The organism is Brachyspira suanatina (assembly GCF_001049755.1).
Lineage (GTDB): Bacteria > Spirochaetota > Brachyspiria > Brachyspirales > Brachyspiraceae > Brachyspira > Brachyspira suanatina.
The window spans coordinates 197,811-217,305 of record NZ_CVLB01000003.1 but is presented as its reverse complement, the minus strand read 5'-3'; the positions used below and the strand labels follow the sequence as shown (position 1 = coordinate 217,305).

Below are 19,495 nucleotides of genomic sequence, written 5' to 3'. Positions count from 1 at the left end.
TTTAATTAAAATGAAAGAATTTTTTGATGCTGCTAAAAGCGGAGATTTAAACAAATTAAAAGAATGCTTAAATAAAAATATTAACATAAATAAGCTGGATGATGAAGGATTTACTGCCTTAATGCTTGCATCTATATTTAATAGAGTTAATATCGCCGAAGAATTAATAAAAAATAATGCTGATATTAATTTGCAAACCGATGAAAATTGGACTGCTTTGATATTTGCTTCATTTTACGGGCATAGTGAAATTGCTGAAATTCTGCTTAAAAACAATGCTGACTTAAATATCAAAAATAAACAAGGTTTCGATGCATTTCTTACTGCAGTATTTTATAAAAGGATTGATATTGTTAAACTATTATTAAAATACAATGCTGATGTTAATACAAAAAATAATGATGGCTTTACTCCTCTCATTTATGCCTGCAATCATGATAATACTAATATATTAAAACTTCTTATAAATCATAATGCATATATTAACAGCAAAACTAATGAGGGTGTTAATGGACTTATGTATGCATGCTTAATGCTTAAAGAAGATATAGTAAAAGAGCTTCTTGAAAATAATATTAATATTGATGAAACTGATAATAATGGAGATAATGCTTACATATATCTAAAAAGCAATGAAAATAATGAAAGCTATAATGAAGACAATGAAGATTTAAAAGCTATGAATAGAATAAATGATATGATATCTAATTATAAATAGAAATGATATTTTATTTTTTTATATACACTGCCCGCCCGCCCACCCCTAAACTTTTATAATATATAAAAATGTACTTAGAATAATATGATTACTATTGAATATTAATTTGTAATAATATTTTTTTTGTTATATAATAATTTGAATTATAAATAAATTTCAAACAGTTGTAAGATCTATGCAGGATATATGTATAATAACAGATATAGGAACAATATACGGGTTTGGACATATTACCCGTATGAAGTTCATAGCAAATAAGTTAAAAGAATATTATAATTTTACATTTTCTTCTATTAATGATAACAGCGGTATATTTAAAGATAATACTATAAATACATGTAAATATAATGAAATAGTAAATTTAAATCCTTATCTAATAATAGTAGACAGCAGAGAAGTAGACTCAAAATATATAAAAGAATTAAAAAAAATAAGCAGTGTTATAATAATAGACAGTGTAGGAAATGAAAGAGCATTCGCCGATATAGTTATAGAAATGCTTCCTAATATAGATAATTCTAAAGAGGTAAATATAAAGCCTTTTATTGCTACTATATTAAACTCTAATGTAAAACCTAAATATGATGCTGATGCCCCTATTCTTCTTTATCTTGGATTTAATAATGAATTAAAAAATAAAGCTATAGAAATAATAAGCAAAATAGAAGATAAAAATTTTGTATTGATAGATACAGAAAGGGAAAGTGAATACAATAATATAACTTATAAAAATTTCGGAACTGATATATTTGAAAATCCATACAGTGCAGTTATAACCTATTTCGGACTCACTGCCTTTGAATGCATAGAATCTTCTATACCTGTAATATTGCTTTCACCTACAAAATATCATGATGACTTGGCTAAAAGTCAGGAAGAGTTATTTTTTAATTTAGGATTTTTTCAAAATATAGATAGTGATGCTGCTCTAAATAGATTAAAAGAATTTCTATTCAATGATGATATACAAAATAAATTTAAAGAAAAAGGTAAATTAATAAATACAGATAAATCTTTAGAGCGTATAAAAACTATAATAGATAATATAAAAGATTTCAAAGATATAGAATGCCCATTTTGCAAAAGCAGAAATATAGAAATGAAAAATAGAAATTTGGAATCAAATTTGTATAAATGCCAGAAATGCAATACTCTGTTTAGAAAATATTTCCTTCCTCCATTTACAGATTATTCATCTAAATATTTTGTTGAAGATTATAAGAATCAGTACGGAAAAACCTATGAAGAAGACAGTGCAAATTTAACTGCTTTGGCAAAAAGAAGATTAGAAAAAATAAAGAAAATAAAACCTAATGGAAAAGTACTTGATATAGGCAGTGCAATGGGTTTCTTTCTTAAAGAGGCAAGAGAATACGGATATGAAACAGAAGGTATAGAGATAAGCGAATATGCCTCAAACTACTGTATAAACACTCTTAATCTCAATGTACATAATTGCTCTTTGCTAGATTTTGAATATAAAGAAAAAGAATATGATATAATAACAGCCTGGTATGTTGTAGAGCATATATACAATTTTGAAAGTATTTTAGAAAATATAATTTACTCCCTTAAAGATGACGGAATATTAGCATTCGCTACCCCTAATGGTAATGGTTTAAGCGGAAGATTCAACAAAAACTATTTTTCTATAGTACCTTCGGATCATGCTTTTGAAGCTAACCCTAAATCCTTAGACTTACTTATGTCTAAATATTCTTTAAAATGCATAAATTTAGAAAATCAAAGCGTTTATTATAATAGATTCTGCGATATATTCGGCTTTAATTTCATTAGAAAAAATAATTTTCTATCAGGAATATATAGCTCTTTTGCTAGAAGTAAGAATTTAGGCGATACATTTGAATGCATATATCAAAAGTCATTAAAATAAGATACTGAAGCAAAAATGTTTTAAATGTAGCTTAAATTTTGTATATTCAATGATTAATTATCAATATATGAAAATAACTATAGTTTTTACAATTTTACAAATATAGTATTATTTTTGTTATAGATGTATATTATGTTAATTGTTTTAATATAATAATATGATATTTAAGGAAATATAATTATGAAAAAAATATTTTTACTTATGTCAGTAGTTATTCTAGCAGCCGCATGTAAAAGTGCCCCTGTTGCTACTGGTCCAGAAGATAATAGCGGATTCAAAACAACTGAAGCAAATAATCAAAATGCTAAAGGGCTTAACCTTCCTGATGGAGCTAGTGTAAGAGAAACTCCAAGAGGAAAAGTATTAGTACTTCATGATCCTAAATCTAAAACAGATGTTGGTAAGCCTGGTTCAACTTATGAGGTAAAATTCGGTTTTGATAATACTATAGAAATAGGAACTTATAAAGAGGCTTATAATTTAGTTTATCAAATAATAAATAATAATCCAGGTATAAGAATAATGGTAGAAGGCAATTCTAGTAAAGAAGGTCCTGCTCCTTATAACTATGCTCTATCTCAAAGAAGATCTGATAAAAGCTACAACTATATAATAAAATTAGGCGTAGAAAACAGTAAATTATTAAAAAATGCTTTCGGAGAGGCTTTGCCTGAATACCCTACTCTTAAAGAAAATAGAAGAAGCGAATTTATAATAATAATGACTGAAGATGATTTGAAAAAGTATAACGATTTTGCTAAAACTGTCGACATTAATAAGGAAACAAATTAATGCCGAGGTTTAAGTAAATAATGAAAAAACTTTTATTTATTTTTAGTTTATTGATCTTTGTCATAATAGCATGTAAAAGTACGCCTACAAGTACAACTCCGGAGGATGTTGTGATAGCAGACGATACTCCAGCAGTAGAAGAAGAAAAACCAAAACCAGAAGAAGTAGTAGCTGATACAAAAACATTGGCATCTGGTTCTGAAGAGCTTTATCTTCCTATGGATACTTCTATAAGAGATACTGAAAGAGGAAAAATACTAGAAACTACTCCAAAAGTAATATTCAAATTCGTAGAGACTAATATGCCAGCAACAGCTGAAATGTCTTTCAATCAGGTTATAGAGTTTTTAGATAAGAATCCTAATGTAAATATAGTTTTGGAAGCTCATACTAGTAACAGAGGAAAGGCTTATCCTTATAATTATAATCTTTCTGTTGTAAGAGCTAAAAATGGTAAGGCATACTTGTTGGCTAAGGGAGTACCTTCTGAAAGAGTAATAGAAAGTCCTCTTGGAGAAGCTCTTCCTGAATACCCTACTCAAAATGAACTTAGAAGATATGAGTTTGTTATAATAGCCAATGATGAAGATTTAGTAAAATATAATACTTACATTTCTAATTTGGATGTAAGAAGCGAAAGTACATATCAGGGAAATTGATTGTATTACAAAATAGTAAAAAACAAACCTCCTTTATCATTAATACTGTAAAGGAGGTTTTTATTATAAACTTTAAGGAAATTTTTATTTTATGAGAAATATTGTTATTTGTACTTTAATATTTACTATACTAATTAATTTTACAGCTTTTTCTGAAAGTCCTACTAATGAAGCTCCTACAGCTCCTACAATTTCAACAAATACTTTAGCTGCTGAAACATCAGGAATACTTAATGCTGAGTATGAAAAAGCTTTTAAATATGGAACTCCTACTCAAAAAATAGCCACTATTGCTAAAATAAAAAGAACAAAAAATGAAGCTGATATCGCAATGCTTGCTACTCATTATCCTGAAGAAAAGAATAACAGAGTAAAAAGTGAGATCATAAATTTCTTTAAACAAAACAAAAATGATAATGCAAAAGCTATAATAGAATATGCTATTAAAGATGAAAGTGACAGTGTAAGAAAAGATGCTTATTATTTATGTTCTATTTATCCTGATATTCAATATGAAGTTCCTATAATGGCAGAAATTACAAATGCTTCAGGGCTTGTATTAGACAGTATGGTTAATGCTTTGGGAGCTATAAAATCAGAGATGGCTGCAGATTATTTATTAGAGATATATACAAATAATACTGTAGGATCAAGTACTAAAGTTGAGATATTAAGATATTTCAGTATAACTAAAAACACTAAAGGTGAAAAGATTTGTCAGAATGCAGCTCAAAATGCCGGAGAACCTGCTTTGGTTAGATATATGGGTGTTGTGGCATTGGGTGCTTATCCTAGTGCTGAAAATTATGAGATACTTCAAAAACTTCTTGCTGAAGATTTACCGGAGATTACTGCAAGGGTTATATATGTACTTCCTGAATACAGTGCTTATGGAGATGTTAAAAAAGATGTAATAGAAGCTGCTAAAAATGACAGTGATTCTGTACGTATTTATGCTATTAAGGCTTTATCCAATTACAAATCAGAGCCTGAAATAGAAGAACTTCTAATTTACAGACTTAAAAATGACAATTCAGAGGCTATCACTACAGAGATACTTAATTTATACAAAGAATCCGCACCTACAGGAAATATGTATGATGCTATAAAAACATTGGCCACTTCATCTGCCAGCGATAAAATAAAGAATCTTGCCAAATCTGTTATAGGTGAGGGAGATTCTGATTCAGCTACAACTATAGAAGAATCTCTAACAGGTATAAAAAACGATTCAGCTAATACTGCTAATTAAAAAGTTATATATATTTTTATTAGGCTTGCTGTTTATTTAGAAATAGTAAGCCTTTTTTATTTTAAAAATTTATTCTGCCCACCCACCCTCCCCTAATTCCTTTTAATTTTTTTAATTCATTTATCAACTTTTCCTGCTGCACATGCTCTGCGGACTTCGTCAAAGTTGCTGCCGCAGGCACGCTTCGCGAAAGTGCAAATATTTTATAATGCCTATTTTTAACTTAAAATGCAGTTATTTTGGTTATTTTATATCAATAAAAGAACTAGGGGTGTGGGGGCAAAGCCACCACAAACAAAAAGCATAAAAAATATTCAAATTTTCCATATGTTTTTAAATACTTAGATGAATTAAAAATTTAAATATAATGTTAATATAACAATTTCAAAATATTGATGATGTTTATAGGAAAATTGATAATTAAAAAATATAAAGATATAACATATAATTATGCATAAAAAATAAATTTAATAGTGTAAAATATTATAATTTATTGTTTGACTAAAATGTCAATTAATGATAAAATTTTTATGGAGAATAATAAAAATTCCGTTCTTTAAATAAACTTTATTAAATTTAATTATCACTTATAAGAATTGATTATATTATAAGTATATATAATCAAAAGGAGGCTTTTTATGTATGATGAAAGAATTGATTCAGTTCTTCTTGCTAAATATATAATAAAGCAAGCTCAAATAAAAAAATACCAGAAATGTGTATAACAAAATTGCAGAAACTCCTTTATGCTTTAGATGGCGGATTATTAGCACGTAATATAAATGCAGTTGATGAACATTGCCGAGCTTGGCAGTATGGACCAGTATATCCCAAAGTCTTTACCAAAATAAATCCTGAAGATTTCAATAAAAATTATGATAATCTAAATATAGATGAAATTGATAGTAAAGAACATGCTGATATTATAAAAAAAATGGTTGAAGTTGTACTGGATAATTTTGGACAATATAGTGCTGGAAAACTATCAGATTGGAGTCATAGAGAAGGAAGTCCTTGGAGTCAAACACCAAAAAATGAAAAAATAAGCAAACTATTAATGAAGGAATATTTTTCAAGATGAGTAATGATGAATCAAATATTTCTAAAAAAATATTCAAAGAACTTGAAAATGCCTCTGATAGTAACGAAGAAATTAAAATATTAGATGAATTAAAATCAAATCAAATTGACATTTATAAAACTATAGAAAATATCAGAAAAAATATAATACAAAATTATGAAGAAAATAATATTTCATATATTACTTATATATTAACACTATTTGAAGACTATAAAAATATTAATGAATTATTTGAATTATTAACAGAAAAAAATAATGAATGTCTATGGAAAAATGAACCCATAATAAATCTAATGTTTAAGTTTGAGGAATATAAACATTTTGATTCTGAAACTAAAAAATATATAAAATATTTATTTTTATTCGAGTACTTACTTTTAAAAACATTATCATTTAATATAGAACAAAATATAAATATATCTCATTATACTTCTTTATCTACTCTATTTATACTATTGAACAATAATGATAATAAAATCGAAAATGTAGGCAATATAAGAATGTATAATATAACAACTGCTAATGATCCAAAAGAAGGAAGAATAATAGAAAGTATTTTAAATAAAAACAATATAGATATAAAGATAAATAGTGATGATAATTCTATAACATTGCAATCATCATATTCAAGAAATATAGATTCTTTAACTATGTTTAGATTTTACGGAAAAAAAGAAATATAGAAGCTACAGGAGCAAGTTTAATTTTAAATAATGAATATTTTAATTTATTATATGAAGCACCATTTTATTATCAATCAGAAACAAAAAACAGTATAGAAAATATAGATTTTATTAATAAAAAAAGAAATTTGTACTGGGTACTCTATTATAATGAAAAAGATAATTTGTTAGTATTTAATCCTAATGAATCTAAATATTCTGCTGATATTATAATTGATTTAAATAATTTGGAAAAAATAAACAATAAAAATATAGAAGATTTAAAAAGTGAAGAAAAAATAAAATGCATAATTGAATATATTTTTAAAAATATTTTTAATTATACAGAAAAAATTAAGAATAAAATAGACAAAAATAATGAATATAGTAATATTAAAAATAAATTATATGGATATCTATTTGAAAATATAAGATTCATAATAAAACATGAGGCATTCTTTGAAGAGCAGGAATTAAGAATGTTAGTAACTTCAAATTATAAATCAAAAGAAATAAAGGCTGACAGAATTAATAACAAACTTTATATAGATTATATAAAGTTATTTAGTGAAAATAATAATTATATAAAAGAAATTATAATAGGTTCTAAAGTAGAAAATAATGAATCCGTAGCCGAATATATAAGGAAAATTTTACATGAAAAAAATAACGATAAAAATAAACTAGATGAGATAAAAGTAAGTATTTCTGAAGCACCATTACGATAATTAAAAATCATATATCCAAATGAACAGAGCCCTGACGAAGTACTTTATTTTCTAAGCAGTCATAAAGCGTAGAAGGCATTTTATTTTCTAAGACTCCGGCATTAACTATTAAATCAGCTTTGTCTTTGTAAAGCTCTGCTAATTTGTTGCCGTCAAGTATAACACCATAACCGCTAGGGTTGGCTGAAGGAGCTACCAAAGGATTAGTGGCTTTTAATATAAGCTGCATATATTTATCATTCGGTATTCTTAATGCTACCGTGTCTTTTAAATATGAGAACTTATTTTTTAATTCTTCTAAAAGAGGAACAATGAAAGTTAATTCTCCCGGTATATTATTTTTTATTATATCAGGAACTTCTTTATCAGAGAATTTTTTTACGCTTTCTAAATCTTTTGATAATATTAAAAGAGGCTTATTTTTCTCTCTATCTTTTATAGTATATATTCTATTTACAGCATCGGTATTAAAAGCATCAGCAAGCATTCCATAAACTGTATCTGTTGGAGAAACAACTATTCCGCCATCATTAATAACTTTTATAACTTCATTGGCTGCATACTCTATACTTTCTAAATTATTTTTATCGAGATTGATTATCATATATTGCCTTTAAATATTATTTCTTTATTAAAGTAGGATGAACGAATAAACTTGCAAATCCGCGTCTTTTGGCATTATGAAGTGCTAATAATACAGGGGCTATTTCTTTTTCCATACCTTCTATATGATAATTCTTTTTATATGCTGTATATGATATTCCAGCTGATATTGTATATTTGATTATAATACCATTATATTCAAGCTCATTCTTATCAACAAAGCTTCTTATCTCTTCAAGCTTTTTATCATATAATCTTATATTCATTCTATTAAAAGCAACCATAAACTCATTATTATCAAATCTAGCTAAAATATCTTCCCTTCTAGTTGTTCTTCTAAGAACTTCTGTGAATTTAAGCATTATTTCTTCGGCTGCAATTATTCCATATTCGCTTATGATACTATCAAGCCCATCTATAGAAAAGCATGCAAGTACTATAGTCTCTTCATGTCTTACTGTTTCATAAAGAAGTCTTGTAAACTGTTCATAAAACTCTTTTTTATTCCAAAGACCTGTTTCCAAATCTACATTCAATATATCGTCATATTTTTTCTGTGCATCTTTATATGACTGATAATTCCTATTGGAAACTTCTGTCATATCAGTTAAAGAATTCTGAAGATAATCTGCCTGTTTAATTAACTTTTGATGTTCTACATATAATTTTCTATACTTTAGACAGCTATTAACCCTTACAACAAGTTCCATCTCATCAAAAGGTATAAATATAAGTCCGTCAATTCCCAAATTTATAGCTTCTTCTATAAATTCCATTTTTCTATAAGGAGTGCTCAAAAGAATTACAGGTGTTCCCTTAGTTGATTCCTGATTTTTGAAAGTATCAAGAAGCTGTAAACCTTGCGAGTCCCCAATATCCGCATCCAAAAGTATCAAATCTAATGTACTTTCATTGGAAATATTAACTGCCTGAGCTCTGGATTTTGTTGCTATAGGATTATAATGTCTTTCTCTTAATAGATCGACAAACCTGTCTAAAAGGTCTGCTCTATGCTCTACTACTAAAATATTCTCATTCATAATTAATTACGTCTTCAAAGTATATAATTCTCATATTAGAGTATCGTAAATTTATAGAATTTATTAAATAAAAAATAGAGTTATATTAATAATATAAAGTAGAGTTATTAAACAATAAATACTGTTAATTTATATAATAATATTAATTTTATATAACGCACGGTAAGCAGATTTTATATTAATTGAATACACTATTATTTTTTATTTTTATATAATTAGAAATGAAACTATGCGTGCGGTAAATTAATAAAAAAAGATTGGGTGAGAATTAAAAAATTCTAATTAAATAATAAATAACTAAAATATAAAAATTTCTAAGTATATTAAAAAGTATAATGGGCGGGCATATGTAATTAAATTTTAAAACTTTATTTAACTACCCTACCCCATTTAATTCAATAGCTATATTCCAAACGTTTACTAAATAAAAAATTATACTTGCAGAAGTTCTAATCTTTGATATACTCTATATACTAAAAAATATTTTTACTTTTATATCGTAGGAGAGCATATGCTTAAAAAAATTATCTCAAATATCCTAAAAGAAGCTTTAAAAGAATATTTAAAAGATACTGATATTAAAGACATAGAATCTTATATAGAAATAGGATATGCAGTAGATGATAAATTTGGTGATTATGCTTGTCCTGTAGCTATGAGACTTGCTAAAGTTTTAAAGAAAAACCCGCTTGAAATAGCAAACTCTATAACAGAGAAAATAGATAAAAAATATTTTGATAAGATAGAAGTTGCAAAACCTGGATTCATTAATTTAACATTATCATATAATTATATAAATGAATGTATAAATGAACTTATCAACAATGATGATTATGGAAAAAACACAGTTGAAGATAAAAAGAAAATATTAGTAGAATATGTTAGTGCAAACCCAACAGGACCTCTTCATATAGGACATGGAAGATGGGCTGCTATTGGAAGTGCATTATCCAACATACTTAAATATGCAGGACATGAAGTTTATCAGGAGTTCTATGTTAATGATGCAGGAGAACAGATAACTAAATTAAATGAAAGCGTTAAGGCTGTTCAAGAAGGAAGAGAGATTCCTGAAGATGGTTATCATGGCGAATACATAAAAGATGTTGCCAAACAAGACGGAGTACCTAAAGATATAATATTAGAAAGTCAGAAAAAACTACTAGAGAGATTCGGCACTCATATGGATAATTATGCTTCTGAATTAAAGATACGTGAGGGCGGAGAATTAGAAAAAACTATGGACTTCCTTGATAAGGAAGGACTTTTATTTGAAGAGGATAATGCTATTTGGTTTAAAAGCACTAAATACGGTGATGACAAAGACAGAGTAGTTAAAAAAAGCAATGGAACATATACATACTTCGCTCCGGACATTACATATCATAAAAATAAAATTGACAGAGGATATCATTATTTAATAGATATATTAGGTGCTGACCATCATGGTTATGTACCTAGAATTACTGCTGCTGTAAGAGCTGTTAGTAAAGATACCGCTTCTTTGAAAGTTATACTTGGTCAATTAGTTCGTCTTTACAGAGGAAATGAACTTGTAAGAATGAGCAAAAGAACTGGGGATATGATTAGTCTTGAAGATGTTATCGATGAGATAGGAGTTGATCCTACAAGATATTTCCTACTTATGCGTTCATATTCTAGCTCTTTAGACTTTGATTTGGAGCTTGCTAAGAAAAAGGACAATGATAATCCTGTTTATTATGTTCAATATGCTTATGCTAGAATTTGTAATATATTCTTTAAGCTAGAAGAAAAAAATATGTCTTATGATGATAATAAGGCTTTTGATATTTCAAAAATCGCTAATGAAAGTTCTTTAAAACTTGCTAAAATGATATTGAGATTCCCTGATGAAATATATGAGGCTGCTAAATCTTTAGAAGTTTATACTCTAATCAATTATACTTATGAAATAGCCAGTGCATTGCATAGATTCTATTATGATAATATTGTATTAGAAGAAAATGCAGAGATAAGACAGGAAAGACTTACTCTAATAAAAGCAGTTAAAAAAATACTTGGATTATGCTTCGATATAATAGGAATATCTAAAGTAGAAAGAATGTGGTCTGAAGAATAATCTTAATCAAAAATTATTTTTCTTAACGCACGGTTAGTAAAACTATTATTTATAGTTTAAATTGTAATTCTAGATAAATGTATATTTTAAATCTATTCTACGTGCGGTGTATTTGCTTTAAATATAAAAAATTCCTGGGCGGGTAGCCAATAAATTCTAATTTGATTATTAAGAAAAATTAAAGATAATATTAATAATAAAACTATAAATATAAAGGGCGGGCAAATGTAATTAAGTTTTAAAACTTTATTATCACTACCCCACCCTTTATGCTTTTTAATTTTTTAAGTTATTTTTATGCAGTTTTTCTTTTAAAACTTTTTCTGTTATTATAACACCCACCCAGGCTTTATTTAAATTTATAATTCACACAACGCACGATTAACTATACTATAATTACTAATCTATTTATAATTAAAATAAAAATTAAATATTATAATCTACCCACCGTGCGTTAATTATAATATTTTTTAATAAATAATAGAAAATAATTTAATACAATTCCTTGATTTTTTAACTAAAATATTATAGCCTATTATTAGTAATAAAATATAGGGGTAATTACTATGAGCAAAAAACTTCCTCTAATCATTTTAAGCAGTACAATCATCACAGTATCAGCAGCTTTAATAGTATTAAAAAGAAGAAACAGTAAAGGTGAATTTTACATCAAAAGCTATGATGGAAAATTTGCTTTAATATTCAACAATGAATGGAAATTATCTAAAGTAAAAAATGAGCTAAATGAAAATTCTAATTTAGAAGCTATAAATAATAAAAACGGTGTATGCTTTATAATGTTCTCTAAATCTAAAGAAAACTTAAATAATATAAGTTTGGAAGATTATAATACAAGTATTTTAAATAGCATAAACGGAGAAAATATTATATCTTCCAATAAAATAAAAGTTAATAATAAAGAAATGTATGTAACAGAATTTGATTCATATTATGAAAATACTTTGGTTCATTATCTTTTGTATACATTAGAAACAGAAAATTACTATCATCAGGTTATGGTTGCCTTGATAAAAAATGATTATAAAAGACAATCAAAACAGATTAATAATATTTTATCTACAATAAGAGAGTTATAATATAAACTTTAAATGAAAAAAATAGTATTAATATTTTTCTTAAGTATTTATACAATAGCTGTAGCCGAACAGAAAATATTTGTATCAACCAAATTAAAAGGAAATGATCTAAGAAAAGAGATTCTTAAATGGGTAAAGAATGAAGCTGGAAATAATAAATTCAGTAGCTATGATAATGGACTAGTATATTTATTCTTTGTATCTAATAATGTAATTGATAATAACTCATTATGCTTTGATATAAACTTTCATTTGGAATATGATAAATTTATCGTTAACTTTTCTAATACTAAACTTATAAATAATAGTACCGGAGATACTAAAGATTTAAAATTCAGCACTTGGGATACTCTCACCAATAGCGGATGGTTCAAAGAATATAATGAAATAATATCAAATATAATAGATGAACTAGAAAGTATAGTAAGCTGATTAAATATCTATGCCTAAAAACTGCTTAACTAAAAGCCCTATTAAAAAACTTATTCCTGCAACCGTTAAACTAATTCCAGCCATCTCAATAAATCTTTTTTTGAAAGGCAAACTCTTAGCAACAGATATATAATAAGTGAAGAAAAATATTATAAATACAACTATACAAAGCATAGTAATTAAAGCGTATAAATAATGATTGCTTGGAAAAATAAGATAAGGCAATATTAAAAGTGTTACAGTTATTAAATACATTATTCCTGTGTATGAACATGATTTAAAAGCATTTTTATCACCTTCAGCTTTAGCAGATAAATACTCAGAAGAAGCCATAGATAATGTAGCTGATATTCCTGTTATGATTCCTGATAATGCAACTAATTTATTATTTTGTAATGCGAAACTTAAACCTGCTAATGTACCGCTTATTTCTACTAGGGCATCACTTAAACCCAAAACCATAGAACCTGCATATTTTAGCCTGTCTTCATCTAGTATTGATATGAGTTTATTTTCATGCTCATCTTCATCAAAAGCTATCTTTTTAGCATCAGGAACTTCGGAAACTATTTTTGAGTATATATTCTCGGCGTTCTTTTCTCCGCCTTCCATTATCTTTATTACAAATGTATATCCTAATATAAAACTCAATATAAAATATTTTAATACTTTTAATCTTTGAGGCTTTAATTTTTTATTTGTATATTTTTCTAGTATTTTTGAATGAGCATATTCTTCTTTTGCAATGTTTTCCAATACTTTTCTATCATCTTCTTTTTTTACGAACTTAACAAGATTTAAATAAACAGCATGCTCAGTAACCTCATTTTGCTGCATCTCTAATAAAAGCTTCATAGTGTTTTTAGAAATATTATTATTCATTTTCATTTCCAATAAAATATTTTATATTTATATATTATATAATAATATGAAATAAAAATATAGTGAAAAATTAATTTTTAATATAAACTTTATTTTTATAAAAGTAAACTAATAATGCAGCAAATATTGTAAGTGCCATTCCTATTATAGAATAAATGTCCACTCTTTCTTTGAATAAAAATACGCTGAAAATATATGAAAATATTACACCAGTATAATTATATATGCTTACAGCAGAAACAGGAGCTTTTTTGTATGCTATAGTTAAAAAGAATTGTCCGAATCCTGCAAATATTCCTATAAGCAAAAGTAATAACACTTCAAACAAATTAGGTACTACAAAACTTTTTACAAAGAATAATGAGAATATACATGAAAACAAAGAAAAATAAAATATTATTAATGAGTTGCTTTCTTTTCCTTTTAGAGATCCTATTATAGCATATGAAATACCTGCAAACATAGCAGCAGATAATGCTATGACAGCAGGAAATACATTTGAACTCATAGTAGGTTTTATTATAAATATAGAACCTATTGCAGCAATAATCATTCCAATCCACTGCATTTTTAACACCTTTTCTTTGATCAATATAAAAGCAAAAAAACTAGACCAAAAAGGCGAAGTTTTCTGAAGTACTGAAGCATCAGCAAGCACCATATTATTAGTAGCGTAAAAATAGCATATAATACCTAAATATCCTGAAATACTTCTGCATATTATTGACAAAATATTTCTTTTATCTGGAAAAGGCTTTTCTTTATCTTTAATCATAACAAAAGCACTTATAAATAATGTTATAAAATTACGGGCAAAAACCTGCTCCATTACTGGTATATTAGATCCTGAAATTTTTACTGCTATTTCCATTATACTAAATGAAAGAGCAGAAAACATTATAAATAATGAACCTAATTTTATATTGTTATTTGAATCGTTAATCATATCATTTTCTTTTGATTTAGTTTTTAAATATCGGCAAATATTATATTAAAAACATCTAAAAATCAATAATTATATATTTATGTTTTTCACTAAGTTTTCATGTTGGTGAACTTATAATATATATTTTTTATATAATGCAAGAATTAGAGTAGGGTAGGGATAATAAAATAAAAAATTCTTCATTAGTTGATAAGATGTTAATAAATTATGAAAAGATATTAACATTGCAAACAAATTTTAATTTTATAAAAATTTTGAATTTCAGAATAAAATTTATTATTTCTTAATTATATCATACTTGTTAATATCAACATAGTTATCAACATTATATTTATATAGTTTTTTCAATTTCTTCTTATATGCAAAAAGTTATCAACATATCAACAGCTTAATAATAATAAAAAATTTATTTAAAAATTTAAATATATAATATTATTATATAATACAAATTCAAAGATACTTCAAAATTTGAATTCGAATATATAAAATATAATGAATTCAATTATTTTAGTAATGTTAATAACTTGTTGATAATGTTGATAAATTTGAATAAAAAATACTGTATAAATTTCAATATAAAATTTACTATATGAATTTTGATTATGAATTCAAATTTTGAATTCATAATCTATAATTAGCATTTTTAATAATTTTATGTTATAATAATCTAAAATATTATGTTTATTCTGGATAGTATTATGAAACAGAATTTTTATATTAATAATAAATTAAAAGATTTAATTTCAAATATAATCTATGATGTACAAAATTATAATAGTATAATATCAAAGTATATAGATTTAGAAAGATGTGCTAATAATTACTGCAGTGAATCAAGAGCAACAATAGTAAGGCAATCTTTCCTGATAAATAGAACTATGGAATCTTTAAACGACTTTAATGATATAAATTCTGATTCTTTTAAACTTAATATGAATTTTGAGAATATATCTTTTGTTATAAATGAAGCTTTAGACAATGTATTTGATTTATTTAAATCTAAAAAGAATAAGATAACATTAAGTGATAAAATACTAACAGAATGTGTAGTTTTAATGGATAGGGATAAAATAAAAAGAAGCCTTCTAAATATATTTTCTTTTATTTATAGTATAATAAAAGTAAATACATCAATGAATATATCATATAGCTTAGTAAATTATGACGATGATAAAGAGTTTTTATTGATTAATGGTGTTGATAATATAAGTGAGAAAGAAGAAAAAATACTTGATTTGAATGAGGAATGTATAGATATATCTATAACTTTTGAATGTGATGATATACCTGATGATATAAAAAGAATGCTTTTTAAAACTCCATTAATATCTTATGATAATTTCAATTTTAATAATTTATATTTATATACAGCATATAAAATAATAAAAGAACATTACGGCAATATATGGCTTGAATCTTCAAAAAATGAACAAAGGATTAATATAATATTTCCAGCTAAGAATAAATTATGAATTATGTATTAGGATATATTCTTTTAGTTGCCTATTTGTTTGGTTTTATAATAGGCTTTTCTACAATACTTTTTTCCATTATTTATTATATAATAGAAAGAGTTGCATGGCTTAAATATTATATAATATTTTTATTTACTTTTGCATTTCTCCTTTTAATAAGAGCTGTTAAACTTCTAAGTTTTTTAACAGTCCCATATTTTATGTCTAACAATATATTTAATACTTTATATTTCTTTAGTTTCTCTATAGCAATGTCATTAATGCTTTATTTCATACCAGCATTTTTATATAGATTTTTGAATATAAAATGGAATTTCAAACAGAATATTATTTATATCATAATATCAATAGTTCATTTTGTTTTAAGTATATTAGGAATATTAATAACATTTGATATATATATTATAAGCAGCATTATATTCTATATTTCTATAATAGCTATATTTATAATAGGAGCTGTAAACTATAAAAGTATAAAAGATAAGACAATGAAATTAATAGTCAAGATATTAGGACTTATAACTATAATAATATATCCGGTTCTTATATATCAGCTTATCATTTATAGAATGGAAGCAGCTGATATAGGTTCCATGGACATAACATTATTATTATTTTATATATGGTGGAATTTGGTTATGCTTGGCTATTTATCTTGGTATTTCATCAATATAGTTAATAATAAAATGTCTAATCCTAATAATTTAAAGAATGAAAACATCATAAAAGATGATGTTAAAACAGAAAATGAATCTTCAAAAGAAATAGAGGTAAATTTAACTAAAAGAGAAAAGGAAATATTATCATATCTTCTTGATGGCAAAACTAATAAGGAAGTATCATTAATACTTAGTATATCTCTGAATACAGTAAATAATCATGTTGCTAATATATATGAAAAATCAGGCGTAAAAAATAGGGTAGAATTGGTTAATAAGTTTTCTAAGAATTGATTATGTATATAATTACTTGCTTATGATAACTAGGTTTTTAAAAATAGTAAGTTTTGTTCTTACTATTTTTAAGATTAGAATTTAAAATAACTAAATTTATAACAGAGTCATATTATTCTATAGGCATAGAATCTATTATAGAATTAGCCAAAGAGTTTAGAACCTCTTCTCTTAGGGCACCATCTTGCATATATAATTCTAATCTTTTTTTAGCTTCGGCTATCTTTTCTTCTCTTACATCAGGAGCTTCTTTGATAATGTTTACTAACTTTTCATTTTGCAAAGCTAATCTTGATTCATTAGAAATTTCTATTCTATCTGAACCCATTTTAGAAACTTTTTCATTATATTTAATGTTAGATTTCTGTTGTATATTTGATGTGCCGCCTATTTTATCAATTGTCATAGTCTGACTCCTTACATAAATTATTTTCGGCATTAGCCCCGCATACTTTAGATTTTCTATTATCAATTATAATACAAAATTCACCTTTAGTTAGTATACTACCATCTGTAAAAAAATCAAGAATATTTTTAGCATCGGATCTTATTATCTGCTCAAATTGTTTTGTTATTTCTCTTCCGATAACAATATCCGTTTTTTCTCCAAATATGTTAACAATATCTTCTATGCATTCTTTTACTCTGTATACAGATTCATATATAACTATTATTGTTTTTTGATTATTATATAAATCTTTTAATTGATTTCTTCTCTTACCGGATTTATTAGAAAGAAATCCCACAAACAAAGTATTTCCTGAAATTCCAGAAACAGAGAGTAGGGAAGTGAATGCAGATATTCCGCCAACAGGTACAATCTTTATATTTTTCTCTATAGCCAATTTTATAATGCTTACACCAGGGTCGCTTATACAAGGTGTACCTGCATCGCTTACTATAGCAGCAGAGTTTCCATTTAATATTTCATTTATATATTCATTGATTCTATATTCAGATGAATGGCTATGATAAGAAAATAATTTATTTTTAATATTATAGAAGTTTAGAAGTTTCAAAGCCACTCTAGTATCTTCAGCCAATATAAAATCCACATTTCTAAGAATTTTCAAAGCTCTTATAGTTATATCTTCCATATTTCCTATAGGAGTAGCAACTACATATATAACGCCATTTTCAACAGCATTTTTATTATTATCATTACTTGTTATTTCTTCTATAAACTTTTCATCAGTTTTAAAATCATCATTATTAATTATTTCTTTATTATTCTTTTTAATAGTGATTCTCCAATATTAGATTTATTTTTATTATATATTAAAGTTTTCATTAATACAATAATATTGAATCAAAAATGTTTCACATGAAATATTTTTAATCTAGTATATAGCTAAAAAACTATATTTTTATAAATGTATTATCAAGTTTTTTGCTGCACTCATTCTGAGTACTTCATCAAAGTTTGTGTGTACATCACAGGCTGACTTCAGCAAGTCAAACGTTATTCTCCGAGTAGGCACATTGCTTACAGCAAAATAAATTAGGTATTACAAATTACGTAGAGCAGCACGACTATAACTGGTCCCTACAAATAACTTAAATTCAAAATTTTGTTTTTTGACAAACTATAAAATTTTAGTATATTCAATACTATTAAATGTATACAATATATATTTGTAAAGTTATGAGTTTTTCTAAATACTAAAATTATTTAATATTTTTACTCTTTCTTAAGTAAATTATTAAAATACTAAAGTTTTCACGTGAAACTAATAATTAATATAATATTTTAAAAATATTAGACTTGTTTCAAAACTAATATATTAATAATTAGTGTTGATTAGAATAATTCTAAATTTTTGTTCTTTTTCCCGCCGAAAAATGTACTATTATAACAATTAACTATAATTAACCAATTTTTTAATAATACATTTTGTTTATGGGATATTTACTTATTATAATAGTTTTTCTATAGATATATTATTATATAATTAAAATTTTCATCGTATGGTTAATAAATTAATAGTATATTGAATATGTTTTTATATATTCCCTTAAATTAAGTAAATCATGCGTTAGATTTGGTGCGTGAGGGCGGGCTCAATAAAATTTATTTAATTAATAAAGTTATATCTAAAAGCTAATAAGATCATATTAATAATTAATTATTCTGTAAATAAAATGTTTCATGTGAAACATTTTTATATATATTAATACAA

Annotated in this window: 19 protein-coding genes; 13 read left to right on the top strand and 6 right to left on the bottom strand. The window is 25.4% G+C overall.

Going from position 1 to position 19,495, the window contains the following annotated elements:
• Positions 1–10: 10 nt before the first annotated feature.
• The 8 genes from BRSU_RS12660 to BRSU_RS15045 all read left to right on the top strand — a co-directional run bounded on the left by BRSU_RS12660 (position 11) and on the right by BRSU_RS15045 (position 7,786).
• Entirely contained in the window at positions 11–718 is a 708-nt protein-coding gene (locus tag BRSU_RS12660) for an ankyrin repeat domain-containing protein (protein ID WP_048595970.1), read from the top strand.
• Between the two features lie 175 nt (positions 719–893).
• Positions 894–2,612 (top strand): class I SAM-dependent methyltransferase, encoded by a 1,719-nt coding sequence (locus BRSU_RS12655; RefSeq protein ID WP_048595969.1) that lies wholly within the window; start codon positions 894–896, stop codon positions 2,610–2,612.
• Between the two features lie 180 nt (positions 2,613–2,792).
• Positions 2,793–3,404, top strand: a complete 612-nt coding sequence (locus BRSU_RS12650; protein ID WP_048595967.1) for an OmpA family protein — start codon at positions 2,793–2,795, stop codon at positions 3,402–3,404.
• Positions 3,405–3,424: 20 nt separating this feature from the next.
• Positions 3,425–4,063, top strand: a complete 639-nt coding sequence (locus BRSU_RS12645) for an OmpA family protein (RefSeq protein WP_048595966.1) — start codon at positions 3,425–3,427, stop codon at positions 4,061–4,063.
• 91 nt (positions 4,064–4,154) lie between these two features.
• On the top strand, positions 4,155–5,315 hold the full coding sequence (locus BRSU_RS12640; RefSeq protein WP_048595964.1) for a HEAT repeat domain-containing protein: 1,161 nt from the start codon (positions 4,155–4,157) through the stop codon (positions 5,313–5,315).
• A 715-nt stretch (positions 5,316–6,030) separates the two neighbouring features.
• Complete coding sequence (locus BRSU_RS12635) at positions 6,031–6,396, top strand: Panacea domain-containing protein (protein ID WP_048595962.1); 366 nt, start codon at positions 6,031–6,033, stop codon at positions 6,394–6,396.
• Complete coding sequence (locus BRSU_RS15050; protein WP_053082769.1) at positions 6,393–7,079, top strand: hypothetical protein; 687 nt, start codon at positions 6,393–6,395, stop codon at positions 7,077–7,079. Before BRSU_RS12635 ends, BRSU_RS15050 begins: the two co-directional genes overlap by 4 nt.
• Positions 7,080–7,207: 128 nt before the next feature.
• Positions 7,208–7,786 carry a hypothetical protein gene (locus BRSU_RS15045; RefSeq protein ID WP_167336131.1) on the top strand — a complete coding sequence of 193 codons (579 nt, stop codon included), beginning with the start codon at positions 7,208–7,210 and terminating at the stop codon, positions 7,784–7,786.
• A gap of 7 nt (positions 7,787–7,793) precedes the next feature.
• Here the strand turns inward: BRSU_RS15045 and BRSU_RS12625 are convergent, their stop codons facing one another.
• Positions 7,794–8,390, bottom strand: coding sequence for an L-threonylcarbamoyladenylate synthase (locus BRSU_RS12625; RefSeq protein ID WP_048595961.1), 597 nt, complete (start codon positions 8,388–8,390; stop codon positions 7,794–7,796).
• Positions 8,391–8,406: 16 nt separating this feature from the next.
• A complete protein-coding gene (locus tag BRSU_RS12620) occupies positions 8,407–9,429 on the bottom strand; it encodes a GGDEF domain-containing response regulator (protein ID WP_048595959.1) in 1,023 nt (340 codons plus the stop codon).
• A gap of 511 nt (positions 9,430–9,940) precedes the next feature.
• Here BRSU_RS12620 and BRSU_RS12615 point away from each other — a divergent pair.
• From BRSU_RS12615 to BRSU_RS12605, 3 genes are all read left to right on the top strand, one after another.
• Positions 9,941–11,530, top strand: coding sequence for an arginine--tRNA ligase (locus BRSU_RS12615; protein WP_048595957.1), 1,590 nt, complete (start codon positions 9,941–9,943; stop codon positions 11,528–11,530).
• 566 nt (positions 11,531–12,096) lie between these two features.
• Positions 12,097–12,627, top strand: a complete 531-nt coding sequence (locus tag BRSU_RS12610; RefSeq protein ID WP_048595955.1) for a hypothetical protein — start codon at positions 12,097–12,099, stop codon at positions 12,625–12,627.
• A gap of 12 nt (positions 12,628–12,639) precedes the next feature.
• Positions 12,640–13,059 carry a hypothetical protein gene (locus BRSU_RS12605; protein ID WP_048595953.1) on the top strand — a complete coding sequence of 140 codons (420 nt, stop codon included), beginning with the start codon at positions 12,640–12,642 and terminating at the stop codon, positions 13,057–13,059.
• On the opposite strand, the gene BRSU_RS12600 is transcribed toward BRSU_RS12605, so the two are convergent.
• Complete coding sequence (locus BRSU_RS12600) at positions 13,060–13,941, bottom strand: VIT1/CCC1 transporter family protein (RefSeq protein WP_048595951.1); 882 nt, start codon at positions 13,939–13,941, stop codon at positions 13,060–13,062. It abuts the gene before it with no gap.
• 70 nt (positions 13,942–14,011) lie between these two features.
• On the bottom strand, positions 14,012–14,887 hold the full coding sequence (locus tag BRSU_RS12595; protein ID WP_048595949.1) for a DMT family transporter: 876 nt from the start codon (positions 14,885–14,887) through the stop codon (positions 14,012–14,014).
• Between the two features lie 698 nt (positions 14,888–15,585).
• On the opposite strand from BRSU_RS12595, the gene BRSU_RS12590 reads away from it, so the two are divergent.
• On the top strand, positions 15,586–16,359 hold the full coding sequence (locus BRSU_RS12590) for a histidine kinase (RefSeq protein WP_048595948.1): 774 nt from the start codon (positions 15,586–15,588) through the stop codon (positions 16,357–16,359).
• Positions 16,356–17,315 (top strand): helix-turn-helix domain-containing protein, encoded by a 960-nt coding sequence (locus BRSU_RS15030; protein ID WP_048595946.1) that lies wholly within the window; start codon positions 16,356–16,358, stop codon positions 17,313–17,315. Before BRSU_RS12590 ends, BRSU_RS15030 begins: the two co-directional genes overlap by 4 nt.
• 112 nt (positions 17,316–17,427) lie before the next feature.
• Here BRSU_RS15030 and BRSU_RS12580 read toward each other — a convergent pair whose 3' ends face one another.
• Together BRSU_RS12580 and rsmI are read right to left on the bottom strand one after the other, a co-directional pair.
• Positions 17,428–17,721, bottom strand: coding sequence for a flagellar biosynthesis anti-sigma factor FlgM (locus BRSU_RS12580; protein ID WP_014486503.1), 294 nt, complete (start codon positions 17,719–17,721; stop codon positions 17,428–17,430).
• Positions 17,711–18,496, bottom strand: a complete 786-nt coding sequence (gene rsmI / locus BRSU_RS12575; protein ID WP_048595943.1) for a 16S rRNA (cytidine(1402)-2'-O)-methyltransferase — start codon at positions 18,494–18,496, stop codon at positions 17,711–17,713. The genes BRSU_RS12580 and rsmI overlap by 11 nt, the downstream gene beginning before the upstream one ends.
• Positions 18,497–19,495: the final 999 nt, after the last annotated feature.